The 19,159-nt window shown below is 64.8% G+C and carries 17 protein-coding genes; 8 read left to right on the top strand and 9 right to left on the bottom strand.

Annotated features, from left to right (window positions below):
- Nucleotides 1–12: 12 nt before the first annotated feature.
- From ACUXV1_RS17825 to ACUXV1_RS17800, 6 genes are read right to left on the bottom strand one after another with little or no spacing between them, the layout of a single operon-like run.
- Complete coding sequence (locus ACUXV1_RS17825; protein WP_446016111.1) at nt 13–402, bottom strand: hypothetical protein; 390 nt, start codon at nt 400–402, stop codon at nt 13–15.
- On the bottom strand, nt 399–1,724 hold the full coding sequence (locus ACUXV1_RS17820; protein WP_446016110.1) for a phosphatase PAP2/dual specificity phosphatase family protein: 1,326 nt from the start codon (nt 1,722–1,724) through the stop codon (nt 399–401). Before ACUXV1_RS17820 ends, ACUXV1_RS17825 begins: the two co-directional genes overlap by 4 nt.
- The gene (locus ACUXV1_RS17815; RefSeq protein WP_446016109.1) at nt 1,721–3,508 is read right to left on the bottom strand and encodes a bifunctional alpha/beta hydrolase/class I SAM-dependent methyltransferase; all 1,788 of its coding nucleotides are present in this window, start codon (nt 3,506–3,508) and stop codon (nt 1,721–1,723) included. The genes ACUXV1_RS17820 and ACUXV1_RS17815 overlap by 4 nt, the downstream gene beginning before the upstream one ends.
- Before the next feature lie 13 nt (nt 3,509–3,521).
- Nucleotides 3,522–4,175, bottom strand: coding sequence for a lysophospholipid acyltransferase family protein (locus ACUXV1_RS17810; RefSeq protein WP_019102762.1), 654 nt, complete (start codon nt 4,173–4,175; stop codon nt 3,522–3,524).
- A gap of 7 nt (nt 4,176–4,182) precedes the next feature.
- Complete coding sequence (locus ACUXV1_RS17805; protein WP_107732795.1) at nt 4,183–5,130, bottom strand: phosphatidate cytidylyltransferase; 948 nt, start codon at nt 5,128–5,130, stop codon at nt 4,183–4,185.
- On the bottom strand, nt 5,123–5,731 hold the full coding sequence (locus ACUXV1_RS17800) for a CDP-alcohol phosphatidyltransferase family protein (RefSeq protein WP_446016108.1): 609 nt from the start codon (nt 5,729–5,731) through the stop codon (nt 5,123–5,125). The genes ACUXV1_RS17805 and ACUXV1_RS17800 overlap by 8 nt, the downstream gene beginning before the upstream one ends.
- Nucleotides 5,732–6,181: 450 nt before the next feature.
- Here ACUXV1_RS17800 and ACUXV1_RS17795 point away from each other — a divergent pair, with 450 nt between their 5' ends.
- The 3 genes from ACUXV1_RS17795 (at nt 6,182) to ACUXV1_RS17785 (ending at nt 8,784) form a co-directional block, all read left to right on the top strand.
- Nucleotides 6,182–6,985, top strand: coding sequence for an ABC transporter substrate-binding protein (locus tag ACUXV1_RS17795; RefSeq protein ID WP_019102759.1), 804 nt, complete (start codon nt 6,182–6,184; stop codon nt 6,983–6,985).
- A 372-nt stretch (nt 6,986–7,357) separates the two neighbouring features.
- Nucleotides 7,358–8,098, top strand: a complete 741-nt coding sequence (locus ACUXV1_RS17790) for an amino acid ABC transporter permease (protein ID WP_114152070.1) — start codon at nt 7,358–7,360, stop codon at nt 8,096–8,098.
- On the top strand, nt 8,095–8,784 hold the full coding sequence (locus ACUXV1_RS17785) for an amino acid ABC transporter permease (protein WP_081555450.1): 690 nt from the start codon (nt 8,095–8,097) through the stop codon (nt 8,782–8,784). The genes ACUXV1_RS17790 and ACUXV1_RS17785 overlap by 4 nt, the downstream gene beginning before the upstream one ends.
- Before the next feature lie 149 nt (nt 8,785–8,933).
- Here ACUXV1_RS17785 and ACUXV1_RS17780 read toward each other — a convergent pair whose 3' ends face one another.
- On the bottom strand, nt 8,934–10,799 hold the full coding sequence (locus ACUXV1_RS17780; RefSeq protein ID WP_446016106.1) for a S9 family peptidase: 1,866 nt from the start codon (nt 10,797–10,799) through the stop codon (nt 8,934–8,936).
- Between the two features lie 202 nt (nt 10,800–11,001).
- Between ACUXV1_RS17780 and ACUXV1_RS17775 the strand changes: the two genes are divergently transcribed.
- The 3 genes from ACUXV1_RS17775 to ACUXV1_RS17765 all read left to right on the top strand — a co-directional run bounded on the left by ACUXV1_RS17775 (nt 11,002) and on the right by ACUXV1_RS17765 (nt 14,181).
- On the top strand, nt 11,002–12,894 hold the full coding sequence (locus ACUXV1_RS17775; RefSeq protein ID WP_446016105.1) for a M14 family metallopeptidase: 1,893 nt from the start codon (nt 11,002–11,004) through the stop codon (nt 12,892–12,894).
- Between the two features lie 180 nt (nt 12,895–13,074).
- Nucleotides 13,075–13,842, top strand: coding sequence for a 3',5'-cyclic-nucleotide phosphodiesterase (locus tag ACUXV1_RS17770; RefSeq protein WP_043637648.1), 768 nt, complete (start codon nt 13,075–13,077; stop codon nt 13,840–13,842).
- A gap of 18 nt (nt 13,843–13,860) precedes the next feature.
- Entirely contained in the window at nt 13,861–14,181 is a 321-nt protein-coding gene (locus ACUXV1_RS17765) for a DUF190 domain-containing protein (RefSeq protein WP_446016104.1), read from the top strand.
- 405 nt (nt 14,182–14,586) lie between these two features.
- Here ACUXV1_RS17765 and ACUXV1_RS17760 read toward each other — a convergent pair whose 3' ends face one another.
- The gene (locus tag ACUXV1_RS17760; protein WP_019102750.1) at nt 14,587–14,796 is read right to left on the bottom strand and encodes a heavy-metal-associated domain-containing protein; all 210 of its coding nucleotides are present in this window, start codon (nt 14,794–14,796) and stop codon (nt 14,587–14,589) included.
- 183 nt (nt 14,797–14,979) lie between these two features.
- A complete protein-coding gene (locus tag ACUXV1_RS17755; RefSeq protein WP_043637644.1) occupies nt 14,980–17,337 on the bottom strand; it encodes a heavy metal translocating P-type ATPase in 2,358 nt (785 codons plus the stop codon).
- Between the two features lie 142 nt (nt 17,338–17,479).
- Here ACUXV1_RS17755 and pncA point away from each other — a divergent pair, with 142 nt between their 5' ends.
- Together pncA and ACUXV1_RS17745 are read left to right on the top strand one after the other, a co-directional pair.
- On the top strand, nt 17,480–18,112 hold the full coding sequence (gene pncA, locus ACUXV1_RS17750) for a bifunctional nicotinamidase/pyrazinamidase (RefSeq protein ID WP_114152073.1): 633 nt from the start codon (nt 17,480–17,482) through the stop codon (nt 18,110–18,112).
- A gap of 85 nt (nt 18,113–18,197) precedes the next feature.
- Nucleotides 18,198–19,103: an SAM hydrolase/SAM-dependent halogenase family protein gene (locus ACUXV1_RS17745; RefSeq protein ID WP_043637640.1), complete on the top strand. Its 906-nt coding sequence runs from the start codon at nt 18,198–18,200 to the stop codon at nt 19,101–19,103.
- The last annotated feature ends 56 nt before the right edge of the window (nt 19,104–19,159 follow it).

The raw sequence follows: 19,159 nt of genomic DNA, 5'->3' as shown, positions 1-19,159 counted from the left end.
TCTTCTTATTGTTCACATCCGCCCCGCCAACAGCCCTGCCAGGCACAGCAGCCAGCACAGGCCGGTCGCCAGTAAAAATCCGCGCAGCAAGCGGGCCATGCCGCGCTGCCTTGCCTCCAGCGAGCGGCCGGCCAAGTCGCGCCCAAACAGCCGTGACAAGGTCAGGTCCAGCTCCTCAAGAGTGCCAGCCGAATCCACGGCCTGCAACAAGGCCGCGTCCAATTGCAGACGCCAGCCCAGCCAGGCTTGCCATAAAGCGACAGCAGCGCACAACAGCAGCCATAAGGCCGGCGCCGGCGTCAGCGCCGACAAGGCCAGCAAGCCCCAACTAGGCCAGCACAGCCAGCGGCAGGAGGCCAGAACCGCGGCGCTCAGCCTCGCCTGCGCAAGATCAGACGTCACAAGGGCTCCAATCGCGCGCACAGGCGCGCCAGTTCTTCACATTGCGCATCGCTCAGCTCCACGCGCTGGCGGCGTTGCCTCAGCAGCGCGCGCGCCTGCTCCACCGAGCCCGCGCGTCCGCTGAGCACCATCCAAGCCAGCAACACTGCCGCGCTGCGTGTCAGGCCCAAAGCGCAATGCACCAGCAACGGCCCGCGCTGGCCGGCCCGCAATCGATCCAGCGCCTGCACCGCCAGCCGCAATTGAGCCGGCGCCGGCAGCAGCAGATCCAGCAAGGGCTGGCTATGGTATACCACGGCTCCGGCCGCCTGGCGGTCGTATTCCGCGGCCAGGTCCAGCACCGCGACGAAGCGGGCGTCGCGCGCCGCGCTGACCGGCCCCAGCCAAACGTCCTCTATCACCTCCTCCGCGCCCGGCAAGCGGCGCAGAAAATAAGCATGCGCCAGCCGCGCGGCCAGGCTGTAAGGCCACAGCAGCACACGCGCGGCGAAGCGGCGGCGGCCGGCGTGTTTTTGCAGCGCGGCCGGACCCAGCCGCCAATAAGCCCACGCCAGCACGCTCAAGGCCAGCGCCGGCCAGGCCAGCAGCCAGCCCCAGCCGCCCAGCGCCGCCGCCAAAACCAGCAGCAACGCGGCCCCTGCCGTGTAACGCGCGCCCAAAACGCGGCTGCGGCCCGGCTCGGGCGAACGCCAGGACGGGGCCGTCGGCGCCGGCATCCGCCACAGATAGCAGACCAGCACCGCCAGCGCGAAACCACTGGGCACATCCCAAAAATGATGCTGCCAGGTGGTCAGCACCGACACGCCGATCAAGGCGAACCAGCCATGCAGCAGCCAGAGCCAGCGCCGGGGCGTGTGCTGCCAGTAGCGCAGCCATAGCACCACCAACAGGCCGATATGCAGCGAAGGCGCCTGGTTGAACGGTTTGTCGAAGCCCATCAGCAGGTCGAACAGTTGCCCAAAGACACCGTCCAGCGGCGGGCGCTCAAAGCCGAAGCGCAGCGGGAACAGCAGAAAGCACAGGCAGGACAGCAGGGTGACCGCCAGCAGGCGCTTGGCGTGGGCATTGAGTTCGGCGCGGCTGACGCACAGGAAGAGCGACAGGCCGTAGAGCAGGTCTATGCTCCAATACGGCACGATGGTCCACGGCCACAGCGGGATGGCCCGCTCCCAGGCCATCGCCACATTACCCACCCGCTCCGGCGGCAGGCCGGCCGCGTATTGATTGGCCGCGCCGTAGAGCAGGAAGAAGCTGGGCCCCAACAGCAACAGCCATAGACAGGCCAGCCGCCAAGGACGGCCGGCGGCGGCCGGCGCGCTCACGCCTCGGCCTCGGCCAGCGGCTGTGGCCGCTCCGTTGCGGCGTCGGCGCGGCGTCGCGCCAGGCTGACGCTGAAGATGCCCCATTCGTCGATGCGCTGCTCCAGCTTCTCGAAGCCGGCGTCGGACACCAGTTGGTCCATTTCCTGCTGAGTGCGCCGGCGCATGATCCAGTCCGCGCCGCCGCGATGGCTGCTCAGCGTGCGCGCGATCAGTTCCAGCTGCGGGTGCCAGGGCTGGTTGGTGTAGACCAGATAGCCGCCGGGCGGCACCGCCTCGGCCAGGCCGGCCAGCGATTGGCGGATAGGTTCGTTTTCGGGAAACAGCTCATAGAGGCCGGACACCACCGCCAGCGTCGGCGCCGGCTGCAGCGCGGCCAGGCTGGCGCGGTCAAAGGCGTTGCCCTGGTCGAAACGCGCCACCGCTTCCAGGCCGCGTTCAGCGATCAAGCGTCGGCCGGCGCCTACGTTGATGTCGCTGTAATCGCGCAGCTGTACATGTTCCACCGGCTGGCCGGCCACGGCGTCCAGAATGTAGCGGCCATGACCGGCGGCGATGTCCAACAGGCGCAGCGGCCGGCCATCGACGCGCAGGCGGCTCATCGCCGCGGCGATCAGCTCCTCCAGGTTCAGCTTGCGCTGGCGTATCCCCTTCCAGCCCACGCTGTCCAGGTAGGCGCGGTCGCCCAGCCGGCCCAGCGGGCTGAAGCCGGACGCCTGGTTGCGGTAAACGTAATCCAGGGTGCTGCCGGAATCGAAACCGGTGCGCCAGCCCAGGCGTATGCCGGCGGACAGGCGGCCCAGCGTGGCCAGGGTCAGCCGGGTCAGCGCAAACTGCCAGCGCAACGGCGACAGCCAGGAGCGCGGCTGCTGCAGTTGCTGGTATTCCAGCGCGGTATGGCCGGCGGCGTCGGCGCGGCTCAAGTCCACCGCCGGCGCGCCGGCCTCCACTCGTTGGATGAAGGCGCGAATCTTGTCCAGCGCCGACGCGCGGTCGCGCTCGCCCAAGGTGTCGTGGTAGAAGCCCGGCAGCAGGTGCATTTCCTTCAGGGGGCTGCCCAGTTTCTGGAAGAACTCGCGCTGCGGCCCCTGGTGCACGACGAAGTCAGCGCCCGACATCAACAACTGGGTCGGCAGCGTGATGGCGCCGGCGTCGGCGACGATGCGCTCGGCGGTGTCGTACAAGTCCAGCAGGATGTTGGAGGAAATCGGCCGGGTGATCAGCGGGTCGCTGTTGTAGGACGCGATGCGCTCCGGATCATGAGTCAGGAAGCGCGCCTTGACATAGGAGTTGACGAAGAAATTGCCCCGCAACCGCTGCATCAGCCGGAGCCCAGGCCGGGCGAAGGGCACGTAGAGCTTGACCTTGAAGGCCGGCGAGGCCAGCACCAGCGCGCGCACGCGCGGCGCGTAGTCGTGGGCCCAGGCGGCCGCCAGCACCGCGCCCACGCTCTGGGCGATCACCACGATCTCCTCCATCGCCAGGCCGTGACGCCGGCACAGGTGGCGGACGAAGCAGTCCAGGTCGCGCACCGTGGCGCCCAGGCTGGGGCTGTAGCCGCGCGGCCCCTCGTTGCGGCCGTGACCGCGCGCGTCCCAGGCGAACATCGGCGTATCCGTCAGCTGCAACTCGTCCACCAGGTGCTGCAGGCGGCCGGAATGTTCGTGGCCGCGGTGCAGCAGCACGATGGCGCGCGGCCGCGCGCCGGGAGTCAGCGCCGGCCAATGCCGATAAAACAGGGTTTGACCGTCAAAACTGACAAACTGCGATTCTTCGGCTTGGCGCATGCTCCGGCTCCTTTCAAGCCTCCTGCTCCGCCGGCGCGGCGGGCAGGGTTTTTTGCTTCAAGTACAACAGCGATTCGCGGATGCGGTCGCGGAAAGCGGTTTTCTCTTCCAGCCACTGCAGCGGCCGGCCAATGGCGATGTCGACGAAGAAGGGCACCGGCAGCCATTGGCCGCGCCCCATCGCCCGGCCCAGGCCGTGCAGATAGACCGGCACCACCGGCACGTCGGGGAAATCGCGGCTCAGATACCAGATGCCGGACTTGATCTCGGACAGCACCTCGGGTTCGCCGCGAGAGCCTTCCGGAAACAGGATCAGAATCCGTCCCTGGCGCAGCGCCTCGCGGCAACCCTCCAACGGGTCCAGGCCCTTGGCCACGCCGCCGCGCACCACCGGGATAATGCCCACCACCTGGGTGGCGAACCAGGCGAACAGACGGTTTTTCAGGAAGTAGTCCGCCGCCGCCGCCGGCTGCACCTCGGGGATGCGCCCCAGCGGAAACAGGCTGTACAGCGCCAGGATGTCCAGGTGGCTATTGTGGTTGGCCACCACGATGGCCGGGCCGTTCAGCGGCAGCCTCTCCTGATGACGCACCGTCACCCCCAACCACAATCGCACCACCGGCCGGGCCAGCAGCAACACAAACAGAATGCGCAGCAATCGGCTCATCATCGGCTCAGAAGTACAAGTAGTGGACATAGTGGAAGAACAGCGGCGCGGTATAGGTCAGCGAATCCAGCCGGTCCAGCACCCCGCCGTGGCCGGGCAGCAGGCGGCCGGAGTCCTTGACCCCGATGTCGCGCTTCACCGCGGAAATCACAATGTCGCCGATGAACCCCATCACCCCGATCAACAAACCGGCCAAGGCCGCGTGCAGCGGCGAGAACGGCGTCAGCAGCGGCCCCAGCAGCCAGCCCAGCAGGCAGGTGGTCAGCGCCCCGCCCAGGAAGCCCTCCAGCGTCTTGTTGGGCGATACCTTGGGCGCCACCTTGCGCCGGCCGAAGGCCTTGCCCCACAAGTATTGCGCCACGTCGTTGAGCTGAGTCAGCGCCACCAGGTAGAACAGCAACATCGCGCCTTGGGCCGGTTCGCCGATATGGGTCAGCTGCGGCAGGGTCAACACGGCGGCCATATGGCTCAGGCAAAACACGCAAATCATCAGCCCCCATTGCAGCGAGGCGGCCGCCTTGAGGAAGCCCTGGGTCTCGCCGATCAGCACCATGCGCATCGGCAGGAACAGAAAGATGTAAACCGGGATGAAGATGATGAACATGCCGTACCAGTGAATGCCCAGCCAGTAATACTGCAGCGGGATGCTCAGATAAGCCCAGAACAGCACCACGTGATCGGCGGTGCGGGTGGCGCACAGCGTCAGGTATTCCTTCAGCGCCAGGAAGCTGATCAGCGCGAACACCACCAGCGCCAGCGGCACATTGCCCAGCAAAGTCAGCGAGAAGCAGGCGACGATCCACCACCAGGTGCGGATGCGCAGCTTCAACTCCAGCCAGTTCTTTTGCGGCGATCGGCTCTCCAGCACGCGGATGGCGACGCTGGCGATCACCAACAACGCGAATACGGCGCCCAGCGCCCAGATCAATGCCTGCGGCAACAGCGGTTTAAACATCTTCGCCCTCTTTCAAAATGGCCCGCGCCCGGTTGACGCAGGTCAGCGCCATCAAGGCGGCGCTCAATCCAAACACCCAAGCCCCCCAGGCCGTCGCCTGCGGCCACAGGCCCAGCAGCAACGCGTAGGCGCCGTATACGAAAGCGCGGTCGCTCTTGCCCATAGGGCCGTCGTAGCGCCGCGTGCCGCCCAGGCTGGGGCCCAACACGCCGACGAACTCGGTCAGCAAGGCCAGCGTCACCGCCAACACCACCCAGACCGGCTCCGCCAACAACAAGGCAAACGGCAGGTAGAGCGCGGCGTCGGACACCACGTCGCCCACTTCGTTGAGAATGCCGCCCAGCCGGGACTTCTGGCCGTGCTCGCGCGCCAGCATGCCATCGATAGCGTTCAAGGCCATGCGCAGGAACAGGAATACGGGCAACAGCAACCAGGGCAAGGCCCGCTCCGGCTGGGTGGCCAGCCAGCCACCGTAGGCGATGGAAGCCAGCATGGCGCCGAGCGTAACGTGGTTGGCGGTAACGCCAAGGGAAACCAGGCCGCGCAGCAAGGGGCGCAGCAGGTCCTGAAAACGGGATTTGAGTTGATAGATGCTGGGCATTTCGGCTTTGGCTTGTCTGATCCGTCCCGGCGCGCTTACGCGACAGTCATCACAGTCGTCAAGAAAAGTTGCAAATCCGTCGAGGCGTCCGCCAAGGGCGGGCACACGGAAAACGCGATTATGCCGATTGCAGAAAAGCGCGGCAAAGGAAATTGTTTGGCAATCCTACCTCGAACAAAAATATCGGCCTGCCGTCGCCACGATCTCGATTTGGACAAGGCATTGTTCCGATGAGGAAAATCACACAATCAAAACAAAACAATATATAAGACTAATTTTTAATAATTTCCAAGAATTTGCAGAATGCCTTAGCATCACTCCATCGCATGTCATGGGTTTATCCATGGCAGAAAATTTCTCGGAATCACGATGCGCCGGCATCTTCTGAAAACGCGCCGCCAAACAGCGCGAACGGAACCCCCGGCGCGTCTTCAGACAAGGGGCATCATCATGAAACACGCCATCGCATTGGCCATCGCATTGAGCACCGCCGCCACCGCCGCTTGGGCCGACCGTCTGGATGACATCAAGAAAGCCGGCGTGCTGCGCGTCGCCGCCTTCGACAGCAATCCGCCATTCGGCTTTCTCGACGCCAAGACTCGCCAGATCTCCGGCCTGGACGTGGACGTGGCCCAGCACATCGCCAAGAAGCTGGGCGTCAAACTCAGCCTGATCCCCACCAATCCGGCCAACCGCGTGCCGCTCTTGGTCTCCGGCAAGGCGGATCTGGTCGCAGCCAACTTCACCGTCACCGACGAGCGCAAGAAGCAAGTGGCGTTCAGCCTGCCCTACTTCGCCTCCGGTCAGCAGTTCATCGCCCGCAAGGGTTCGCTGCAAAAGCCGGAGCAACTGGCCGGACTGCGCGTGGGCGTGGACAAGGGCACCACTCAGGAGGTGAACCTGCGCGACAAATACCCCAAGACCACCGTAGTGGCCTACGATGACACCCCGCTGGCCTTCACCGCGCTGCGCAACGGCAACGTCCAGGCCATCAGCCAGGACGGCTCCAAGCTGGCCGCGCTGCTGGCCAACGCGCCGGACAAGGCCAAGTTTGAACTGGCGCCGTTCACCCTGACCCGCGAATACCAGGCCATCGGCCTGCCCAAGGGCGAAGCGCGTCTGCTGAAAGCGGTGAACGACAGCCTGCTGGAACTGGAAAAATCCGGCCAGGCCGCCAAGATCTACAACCAGTGGTTCGGGCCGGCCACCAAGGCGCCGCTGCCTAGGGACTTCAAGATCGGCGAAGCCAGCTAAGACCCGCTAACAAAACCCCTGATCCTGCGTTGCGCCTCCTTGTCGTACGACTTGTACTGCCTGCGTCGGCGCACCTTGGCTCAGGTTCTCCGCGAGGTTTTCTTAGCGGCTCCAAGAACCGGTTTACGATCTGCTGCGTGTCGGCGATACGGCGTTGAAAACGGCTTCATCATGCTCATGTACCACTCGTACATTCCGCTTTTTCGCTCGTTTTCGCCTTGTCTCGCCTTAGCTCGCGAGATCGTAAACAGACTCTAAGACGGCGCGTTTTCCCATCCGTATCCCAAGCCGCCGGGCGCGCCCGGCGGTTTCGCCATTTGAAGCGCCGCCGGCGCCGAACGGCGGCCTTATCGAAATACAGGACAGCAAGCAATGAATCCCCCCTCCTGGCTTGGCCACCACTGGCTGGAACCCCACTACCTGGGCTGGCTGCTCAAGGGCGCGCTGCTCACCGGCTGGCTGGCTCTGCTGGTCTGCGTCGCCGCCACCGCGCTAGGCATGCTGCTGACCGCTGCGCTGGAATCGCGCTGGCGCGCCTTGAACCACGGCGCCGGCCTCTGGGTCAGTCTGCATCGCAACACGCCGCTGATGGTGCAGCTGCTGCTGTGGTATTTCGGCGTGGCCGGCCTGCTGCCGGAAACCGCCATGCTGTGGCTGAACACGCCGCGCAGCCTCCCCTTGCCGGGCGGCTTGACGCTGCCATGGCCGTCCTTCGAATTCCTGGCCGCGCTGGTGGGGCTAACCCTTTATAGCGCCAGCTTCATCTGCGGCGAACTACAAGCCGGGCTGCGCGGCGTCGCCGCCGGCCAGCGCCAGGCGGCGCGCGCGCTGGGCATGAACGGCTGGCAGGAATTCCGCTGGGTGGTGCTGCCGCAGGCCTGGGCGCTGGCGCGCCGTCCCTTGGTCGGCCAATACACCGCGGTGGTGAAGAACACTTCCTTGGCGATGGCCATAGGCGTGGCGGAGTTGTCCTATACCTCGCGCCAGGTGGAAACCGAAACCCTGCTCGCCTTCCAGGCCTTCGCCGTGGCCACCGCCGCCTATCTGCTGCTGGTGCTGTTGACTCAGGCGCTGAGCCAGCGCGGCGAGCCGGCATGGAGGGCGCCGCAATGATGCCGCCGGTGATTCAGGACAATCTCGATTATCTGCTGTGGGGCAATCTGGCCAACGGCGAGCCCGGCGGCCTGCTGCTGACCCTGGCCATCAGCGCCGCCGCGGGCGTGCTGGCCAGCCTGCTGGGCCTGGCCGGCGGCATCGCCCTAGTCATGTGCGGGCCCGGCCCGCGCCGCGCGCTGGCCACGCTGGTGGCGCTGCTGCGCGCCATCCCGGTGCTGATGCTGATCTTCTGGTGCTATTTCCTGCTGCCCATCCTGTTTGGGGTGGACATCCCCGGCGTACTCACCGTGGTATTGGCGCTGGCGCTGATCAACGCGGCCTATCTGAGCCAGTCGGTGCAGGCCGGCATCGCCGCCATCGGCCCCGGACAATGGGCGGCCGGGCTGTCGTTGGGACTGGACCGCAGGCAGACGCTGCGGCTGATCGTGCTGCCGCAAGCGCTGCGCATGATGCTGCCCTCCTTCGTCAATCAGTGGATTACCCTGATCAAGGACAGCTCGCTCGCCTATGTGGTGGGCGTGGCCGAATTCACCTTCGTCGCCACTCAGGTCAACAACCGCGAGCAGGTCTACCCTTTGGAGATCTTCGCCTTCATCGCGCTGGCTTACTTTGTGGTCTGCGGCGGCCTGCAACTGCTGGGCCGCTGGAGCGACAGGCGCTGGAGTCTGCCGGCCAGGGCCTGAGAACCTGTTTACGATCTGCTGCGCGCCGGCGATACGGCGTTGAAACCGAGCTCAAAATGCTCATGTACCACGGTACATTTCGCTTTTTCGCTCGTTTTCGCCTTGTCTCGCCTTGGCTCGCGAGATCGTAAACACGTTCTTAGCGGGTCTTAATTCAAATGCTGACGGAAGAAACGCTCCATCGCGCCATACGCGTCAAAGCGGTTTTCCTCGTTGCGGAAACCATGGCCCTCATTGTCCTTGACCATGTATTCCACTTCCACGCCGCGCTTCTGCAGCGCCTTGACGATCTGATTGGATTCGTCGATGTTGACGCGCGGGTCCTTGGCCCCCTGCAACACCAGCAGCGGAGTCTTGATGCGGTCCACCTGGAACACCGGCGAGCGTTCGCGCATCATCGCCTTGTCCTTGACCGGATCGCCCACCATCTCGTGCATCATGTCCAGCATCGGCTTCCAGTACGGCGGTATGGTGTTCATGAAGGTGAATAGATTGGACACTCCCACGTAATCCACCGCGCAGCGATACAAATCAGGCGTCTTAGTGATGCCCGCCAGCGTGGCATAGCCGCCGTAGCTGCCGCCGTAGATGCAGACGCGCTTCGGATCCGCCACACCCTGCTTGACCAGCCAGTCCACGCCGTCGCTGACGTCGTCCTGCATGGTGCCGCCCCATTGTTTGAACGAGGCCTGCCAGAAATCACGGCCATAGCCGGTGGAGCCGCGGAAGTTCATCTGTAGCACCGCCCAGCCGCGATTGGCGAAGAACTGCACCTCGGGGTTGAAGCGCCAGCTGTCGCGCGCCCATGGCCCGCCGTGCGGATTAATGATTACCGGCAGCCCCTTGGCGTCCTCCTTGCCCTTGGGCAGGGTCAGGTAGCCGTTGATGGTCAAACCGTCGCGGCTGCGGTACTGCACCGGCCGCATCGTAGCCATCTCGCTTTCCTTCAACCAGGGCGTGATCTCGGCCAGCAGTTCCAGTTTGTCGCCGGCCTCGTCGTACAGATAGCGCTTGCCCTGGGTACGGTCGTTCCAGGCCGCCACGATGAAACGGTTCTCCGCGCGGTTGGCGGACTGGATATCCACCTGGTAGCCGGGCAGCCGCGCCTCCAGCCTAGCAAGCAGGGCCTCGCTCTTCTCATCTAGGCATTGCCGGCCCGGCTTGTCGGTTTCGAAGCGGGCGCAGGTGATCACTTTGCGCTTGCGGGAAAAGCCCAGGCCGTCGACGTCCACGTCGTCGCGGTGATAGATCTGCTTCACTTCCTTGCCGGTCTTGGGATCGAATTCGACGATGGCGCTCTTATCGCGGCCCAGATTGCTGGCGGCGTAGAAACGCTGGTTGTCGAAAGTGAAGAACAAGGGATTGAAGCTGTCACGGAAGGAGGTGGTCATCAGCTTGCGGAAGGCGCCGCCCGGCTGGTCGCGATACAGCAGGGTGCTGTTGACGCCGTCCGTGGTGGTGGCGATGCGGATGCGGCCATTGTGATCAGTGCTCCAACTGGTGACATTGCCGGGGTTCTTCGCCTCCAGCTTCAACTTGCCGGTTTTCAGGTTCACCCGGTAAACGTCGAACACTTCCGGCTTGCGCTTGTTCAGACCCACCAGCAATTCGTCGTCCCGCTCGGTCAGTTCGTCGACGATCTCCGCGCGCACGCCGGGAAACGGCGTCAGATCGCGGCTCTTGCCGCTGACCAGGTCCACCGCGTACAGGTGGAAATTCTCATCCCCGCCATTATCCTTGCTGTAAACCAGCCGCTGATTGCCCTTCCAGAAATAACCCGACAGGTCGCGGTCCTTCACTTCAGTGACGCGCCGGTCCGGCTGCCCCGGCATGCGCACCACAATATTGCGCCGCGCCTCCCAAGGCGCCAGGAAAGCCACGCTCTTGCCATCCGGCGACAAGGTGAAATTGCTCTGCTCCGGATTACGGAAAAAGTCACGCAGCGGAATGTCCGCGGCGTAAGCCGCGCTGGACAACGCGACGGCCAAGGCCAGGCTCGATACCCAAGTTTTCACGAGAACCCCTTGTCTGAAATGATCCCGATCCGGCGCGGCCGCGCTGGACCCCTGCGACAATATGCCACAAAAAATATCGATTCTCGAACCACACCCCCGCAGGCACCGCTTGACCCCGGTCAAGCCGCCGTGCAACAGCCCGTGCGTCCGCCGGGCCGGCGGGCGTAGCCTGTTTCGGTCTTGGACAATCAGGATAATCATCATGCACTTGCCGCTGCGCCTCGCCATCGTTTCCGCCTTCGCCGCCCTGCACCTCGGTCCGCACGCACACGCCATGCCGGCCGCGCCGGACTACGTCGACGACAGCCAATACCTATCCGCCGCGCGCCAGCGCGTGCTGCCCCCGGACATCCCCTGGCAGGGGGACAGCCAGCGCTTCGCCGCCAAGGCGGACGACCCGTGGGCCACGCCGCTGGAGGCCAGCGGCTTCAAGCACACGCCGGCCTATCCGGAAACCATCGCCTACCTGAACAAGCTGGCCGCGGCCAAACCGGCGCTGCTCAAGCTGGGCCCGATGGCGGAAAAAACCGATCAAGGCCACGAGATGATGATGGCGGTGGTGTCCGCCGCCGCCGACAAATCGCCGCAAGGCCTGCGCGCCAGCGGCAAGCCGCTGATCTACGTGCAAGCCGGCATCCACCCGGGCGAAGCCAACGGCAAGGACGCCGGGCTGATGCTGATCCGCGATCTACTCATCCGCGACGACGCACTGCTGTCAAAGGTCAACCTGCTGTTCGTCCCCACCGTCAACGTGGACGGCGACATGCGCTACGGCAAATACGGCCGCATCAACCAGAACGGGCCGGAACAGACCGGCTGGCGGGTCAACGGCCGCAACCTCAACCTCAACCGGGATTTCACCAAGCTGGACAGCCCGGAAATCCGCAACGTGGCACGCGCGCTCAACGATTACCAGCCGGACTTCTTCATCGACACCCACAGCACGGACGGCGTCAACTACCAATACGACGTCACCTACTGCAACAACGGCCAAGGCTGGTCGCCCGAGTCCAGCCGCTGGATGGACCAGGTGATGACGCCCGAGGTCTACCGCGAACTGCGCCGCTACGGCCATGAACCCAATGTCTGCATCTCGATGAACGACAACGAGAACCCCGACAAGGGCTATTACCCGTATTACAGCGATCTGGCGCGCTTCTCCAATCAGTACGCCGACGCCCGCGGCATCCCCGCCATCCTGGTGGAACTGCACGCGCTCAAGCCCTACAAGCAGCAAGTGCTGGGCAACTACGTGCTCTATCGCGCCATCTTCGACAGCGTGTCCCGCCATTACGACAGCCTGCGCGCCGCCATCGCCAAGGACCGCGCCGCGCGGCCGGACCCGGTGACGCTGACCTGGAAGGAAGCCGAGGGCAAACCCAAGCTGGTGGACTTCAAGGGCGTCAAGTTCGACAAAGTGCAATCTCCGATCACCGGCGACAAGATCGTGCGCTGGAGCAATCAGCCGCGCGACTACCGCCTGCCCATCACCCCGCTGACCGTGCCGGACCTCACCGCCGCACGGCCCAAGGCCTATGTGGTGCCGGCGCAGTGGCACGAGGTGATCGCTCGGCTACGCGCTCACGGCATCCAGCTGCGCGAACTGAGCCGGCCGGAAACACTGGACGTCACCGTCTACCGGCTGGACGATATCAAGCTGGGCACGCCGTTTGAGCCGGACCGCGAATCCGCCGACAAGATTCCCGGCTACGAAGGCCGCCTGCTGATAGACGGCAAGCCCAGCCCCTTGCAGCGCAAAGTCACCTATCCGGCTGGCTCTGTGGTGGTGAACCCGCAACAACCCTTGGGCACGCTGGCGATGCTGCTGCTGGAACCGGCCAGCCCGGACTCCTTCCTGCACTGGGGCTTCTTCAACGCCAACCTCACCTCGGCGGAAGCGCCGGAAGCCTATGTGATGGAACCGATGGCGCGGCGCATGCTGGCGGAAAGCCCGGCCTTGCGTCAGGCCTTCCAGGCCAGGCTCAAGGACCCCAAGTTCGCCAAGGACCGCAACGCCCGGCTCAACTGGTTCTATGAGCAGACGCCGTTCGCCGACAGCAACCGCTTCCTCTACCCGGTGGGCATCGTGCGCTAAGCCCAGACCGCGCAAGCGGCCGCCGGCTTGTCTACACTAGAAAGATTCAAGCCGGCGGTCTCTTGGGCGGCGGCGCGACAATAACTCGCATCGGGCGGGGCGGGCAGCAGATCGTTTCCATGTTTGCAGCGGCGGACCGGCCAAGCCCGGCCGGTCAACGGCCGCAACCAGGAGAAACCCATGCACATCAAGGTTCTCGGCGCCGCCGCCTGCATTGGCCACCCCGGCCACACCACCAGTTTTCTGATTGACGAAGACACCCTGATAGATTGCGGCACCGGCGTGACCAGCTTGCGCGCGGACGAGATGCTGTCCATCCGCCAGGTGCTGCTCACTCACAGCCACGCCGACCACTGCGGCTGCCTGCCGCTGCTGGCCGACGTTCACGCCAGCCGCCGCGGCCCCGGCCTCACTGTCTACAGCCAGCAAGAAACCCTGGACGCGCTGCGCGCCCATCTGTTCAACGGCGAACTCTGGCCGGACTACACCCGTCAACCCAGCGTCGAACAGCCCTGGCTGCGGCTGCAAGCGGTGGAGCCCGGCTACGCGCTGCCGATAGGCGAAGGCCTGGCCACCGCGCTGCCGGCCAATCACAGCGTGCCGGCGCTGGGCTGGTTGATAGAAGGCAGCTGGCGCGCTCTCGCTTTCAGCGGCGACAGCGGCCCTTGCCCGGCTTTCTGGCAATGGGTGTCCAATGTGCCCTCGCTGACCGACGTGATCTGCGAATTGACCTACACCGACGAACGCCAGGGCGAGGCCGCGCGCCAGGGCCACATGACGCCCTTGCTATTGCTGCCCTTCCTGCCGCTGCTGCCGGCCAACACCCATCTTTGGATCAGCCACATCGACCCCGGCTGCCGCGAACACCTGCTGGAACAGCTGCGCTCCGAATACGCCAACGGCCTGCGCGTCTGCCCGCTGCGCGAAGGCATGCTGATCGAACTGTAGCCGCCGGAGGCCAAGACCATGCAAGGCTATCAACTCTCCTTCTTCACCCAGCAAGACCACTGCCACGACGGCCTGCCGCTGGCGGAATGGATCGTGCAACAGGCGCGGCGGATGGACATCCGCGGCGCCACGCTGTTCACCGCCAGCGAAGGCTACGGCCGCCACCGCCGGCTGCACTCCGTCCATTTCTTCGATCTGGCGGACCAGCCCGAGGAAGTCACGCTGGTGATCAGCGCCGACGAGGCCGAGCGGCTGCTGGCCGCGCTCGCCGCCGCCGGGGTCAAGGTGTTTTACGTGAAGACGCCGGTGGAGTTCGGCGTGTTGGGGGAGGAGGAATAGTGACAACCCAGCCGGCAAGGACCGGCGGATAAGGTCTGAACTTCACATATTCACGCTACTTGGAACTCCGGGGATCTTGTAGAGCTGGTGGCTGCCCTTGATTCAGCTGGCGTCGCGCACGGCCATGAGTTCATCTAAGCTGAGGCCGCCCGCTGTCTCATCTTCTCTATGGTTTTCTCGTCGCTCATCATTGACCTTTGCCAGCCAGGCATAGCTTGATGCCGGCACCCGTTCCCCGAATCGTCAAGCCGGCAAGGTCATTGAAAAACAATACATTGCCGGCAATTCCCCTACGCCCTCTCCTCTGAAAACGACGGGACTCAGTCAACGCCCAAAGGCGACGAACAATGAAACAGGGCATGCCCCGCAAGCCATGCCCTGTTCCGCCTCGCCACCGTTTAACACTCAGCGCGTCACGTCGAAGCCCGCGTCCTCCACCGCAGCCGCCAGTTCCTCCGGCGACACGATCTCCGCGTCGTACACCACCTTGGCCTGCTTAGCCTCCAGGCTGACTTCGGCCTCGCTGACGCCGGCCATGCCGCTGAGCACGCCGCTGACGCTTTTCACGCACCCCTGGCAGGTCATGCCATCCACTTTCATGATCAATTCGGACATTGCTTTCTCCTGAAAAAATTCAAACCGCCCCTCAGAACCTGTTCACGATCTGCTGCGCGTCGTGAGACGTCACACGGTGAGTACAGCTTCGAAATACTCATATACCGTCTGTACACTGCGCCTTCTCAGCTGTTTTCGCCTTAGCTCGCGAGATCGTAAACACGTTCTCACACCGATGCCGCCTTATTTCCAGCGCCGCAGCAGCAGCGAATTACTCACCACCGATACCGAACTCATCGCCATCGCCGCGCCGGCGATCACCGGGTTCAACATGCCCAGCGCCGCCAGCGGAATCCCCATCACGTTATAAATGAAGGCGAACAGCAGATTCTGCCGGATTTTGCGCAGGCTGGCGCGCGACAGCCGAATCGCGTCCACCGCGTGCATCAAGTCGCCGTGCATCAGGGTGATATCGGCGGCTTCTATCGCCACGTCCGAGCCGGCGCCCATCGCCAGGCTGACGTCGGCGGCGGCCAACGCCGGCGCATCGTTGACGCCGTCGCCCATCATCGCCACCTTGAAGCCCTGCGCCTGCCAACGCCGCACTTCCGCCGCCTTGTCCTGCGGCTTCACCTCGGCGCGGTAATCACGGATGCCCGCCTCCGCGGCGATGCCGGCGGCGGTGGCCGGGTTGTCGCCGGTCAGCATCGCCACCCGTATGCCCATCCGCTGCAACTGCGCCACCGCCTGAGCCGAGCTGGGGCGGATGCGGTCGGCGATGGCCAGCAGGCCCAACAGCTCCTCGCCGCGCGCCACCGCCACCACGGTGTTTCCCGCCTGTTGCAAGGGCAAGGCGGCGTTCAAGGCCTGCTCGCCCAACCAGCCGGGCACGCCGGCGCGCACCAGGCCGTGACCGGCCACTTCCGCCTGCACCCCCTGCCCCACCTGGGCGGCGAAGCCGCTGACCGGCAGCAAGCCCAGGCCCTGTTCTTGCGCCTGTTGCAGGATGGCGCGCGCCAACGGGTGTTCCGATCCAGCCTCCACGCTGGCGGCCAGTTGCAGCACCAAATCCGTGTCCGCCGCCAGCGGCAGCACTTGTTTGACTTGCGGCTTGCCTTCGGTCAGCGTGCCGGTCTTGTCCACCAACAGCACCCCCACCTGGCTTGCCAGTTCCAGCGCGGTGGCGTTGCGGAACAGGATGCCGCGCCGCGCGCCGTTGCCCACGCCCACCATCACCGCTGTCGGCGTGGCCAGGCCCAAAGCGCAAGGGCAGGCAATCACCAGCACCGCCACCGCGTGGATCAGCGCCGCCGGCCAATCCTGCAGCCACAGGCCGGTAATGATGAAGGTCAACAGGCTGATGCCCACCACGACCGGCACAAACACGCCGGAAATCACGTCCGCCAATTGCTGAATCGGCGCCTTGGAGCCCTGGGCCGCGCTCACCAGGCGCACAATCTCGGCCAACTGGGTGTCCCCGCCCACGCCGGTGGCGCGGATCTTCAGCATGCCGTCCTGGTTGCGGGTGGCGGCGTAGACGCTGTCGCCGACGCGCTTGGCCACCGGCAGGCTTTCGCCGGTCAACATGCTTTCATCCAGCGCCGCCGCGCCGTCCACCACCTCGCCGTCCACCGGCAAGGTTTCGCCGTGGCGCACCACAATCAGATCGCCCTGGCGCAGCGCGGTGACCGCCACCTCCTCCACCCGGCCGTCCTCGCGCTCCACGCGGGCGGTCTTGGGCGCCAGCCGGATCAGCTCCTCAATCGCGGCCGAAGTTTTCCCCTTGGCGCGGGCTTCCAGCAGCTTGCCCAGCAGCACCAGCGTAATTACCGAGGCGCTGGCTTCAAAATAGACATGCTGGTCTTCCCGCCCCAGCAACGTCACCGCCGCCGACAACAGCCAGGCCATGCTGGTGCCCAGGGCCACCAGCACGTCCATATTGGCGCCGCCGCCGCGCAGCGCCGCCCAGGCGCCCTTGTAGAAACGCCAGCCGACGATAAATTGCACCGGCGTGGCCAAGGCCAACTGCCAGTAACGCGGCAGCCAGCCATGGTGGCCGCCGCTGAACATCGCCGCCATTTCAATAAGGAAGGGCAAGGTCAGCAAGGCGGAGAACGCGAACCACAACCGCTCGCGCCGGTAGCGGCGCGCATGCTCGGCGGCCAGCGTGTCGTCGCCCGGCCCGGCCTTGGCCGCGGCCTGATAACCAGCGCGGCTCACCGCGGCGATCAACGCCGCCTCGTCGGCCAGACCGGCCACGTAATCGACACGGGCGCTCTCGCTGGCGAAGTTGACCTGGGCGGACACGCCTGGCAAGCGGTTCAGCACCTTCTCGATACGGCCGGCGCAGGCGGCGCAAGTCATGCCCTGGATGTCCAGCTCCGCCTGCCGGCGCGGCACGGCGAAACCAGTCTTGGCGATGGTGTCCACCAGTGTCTGCGGCGGGGTTTTGACCGGGTCGAACGAAACCTTGGCGGACTCGCTGGCGAAATTCACCGCCGCTTCCACCCCGTCCAGCCGATTCAACTGTTTTTCAATCCTGGCGGCGCAGGCCGCGCAACTCATGCCCTCAATCGGCAAATCCACGGTGCTTGCTGTCATGATGACCTCCTGGGCTGAATTATATACCCCCGCAGGGTATTAATGGCAAACCGTTTTTTCGCGATTATCACAGCGTCGGGCTTTACCGCGCCGGCGGCCGCGTGGTAACAAGAAAGGCTGAGAACCCTTGCAGGAAAACGCTATGCCCCTGAAACGCTACGGCGACGATTGCGCCTTGATCGTGGTGGACGTGCAAAACAGTTTTTGTCCCGGCGGCGAGCTGGCCGTGGCCGACGGCGATCAGATCGTGCCGCTGATCAACCACATGATGCAGTTCTTCAACCGGGTGATCCTGACCCAGGATTGGCACCCGGCCAAACATGTTTCCTTCGCCAGCCAACACGCCGGCAAACAGCCTTTCGACAGCATCCAGCTGCCTTATGGCGAGCAGACGCTGTGGCCGGACCATTGCGTGGCCGGCAGCCGCGGCGCCGAATTCCACCCGGAGCTGGACACCCATCTCGCGCAGTTGATCATTCGCAAGGGTTGCAATCCGGCGCTGGACAGTTATTCCGCCTTCGTCGAAGCGGACCGCCAAACCCCCACCGGCCTGGCCGGCTATCTGGCCGAACGCGGCGTCAAGCGCGTGTGGCTGGCCGGGCTCGCCACGGACTACTGCGTAGCCTGGAGCGCGCTGGACGCGCGCGCCGCCGGCTTGGAAACCACGGTGGTGGACGATGCCTGCCGCGGCATCAATCTGAACGGGTCGCTCAGCAGCGCCTGGGCGCACATGCTGGCCGCCGGCGTGCGGAGGCTGCGCTCGGACGAGGTGTAAAAACCTGTTCAATGCCTGCTGCGCTTCGGCGATACGGCGTTGAAAGCCCATCCTTGGACACAAGAAAACACTTAGGAGAAGAAGAATGAAGCTATTCCAACACGCCCGCCTCTGGCTGGCCGCCGGCTTGCTGTTAGCCGGCTTGGCGCGCGCGGACGCGCCTCTGGTGCTAATGACGGACTTTGGCCTCAAGGACGGCGCAGTGTCGGCGATGCGCGGCGTCGCCTATTCGGTGGACCCCAAGCTGACGCTGTCCGACCTCACCCATGAAATTCCGGATTACGATATTTGGAGCGGCGCCTACCGGCTGTACCAGACCGCCAACTACTGGCCGAAGGGCACAGTGTTCGTATCGGTGGTGGATCCGGGCGTCGGCACCGAACGCCAGTCGGTAGTACTGAAAACCAGGGACGGTCGCTATTTCGTCAATCCCAACAACGGCCTGCTGACCTTGATCGCCGAACGCGACGGCGTGGCCGAACTGCGCCGCATCGACGAGAAGACCAACCGCCTGAAAGGCTCGTCGGACTCCTACACCTTCCACGGCCGCGACGTTTACGCCTACACCGGCGCGCGGCTGGCCGCCGGCAAAATCCGCTTTGAGGAAGTGGGCCCGCCGCTGCCGGCCTCCGCCGTGGTCAAACTACCGTATCAACACGCTGAAGCCGCCGGCGAACGGATCAAGGGCATGATCCCGGTATTGGACCCGCAATACGGTAATGTGTGGACCAATATCCCCAAAGCGCTGTTCGAAGCCCAAGGCTTCCGCCCCGGCGACACGGTAAAAGTGCGCATTTTCAAACAGGGCAAGCCGGTGGACGAAGTGGTGGCGCCCTACCGCCGCACCTTCGGCGAGGTGGCCAACGGCCAGCCGCTGGTCTATCTGAACAGCCTGCTGGACGTGTCGCTAGCGCTGAACATGGACAACTACGCCGCCAAGCGCGGCATCGGCTCCGGTCCGGAGTGGTCAGTGGAACTGAGCCGGCCGTAAACCCGTGCGGGCTTCCATCGCCCGCTCAGCTCCGGCTCATTGATAGAACAGGGTAA

Source organism: Chromobacterium sp. W521, assembly GCF_052805975.1.
The sequence above is the reverse complement of the archived record's forward strand: the minus strand, read 5'-3'. Positions and strand labels throughout refer to the sequence as shown.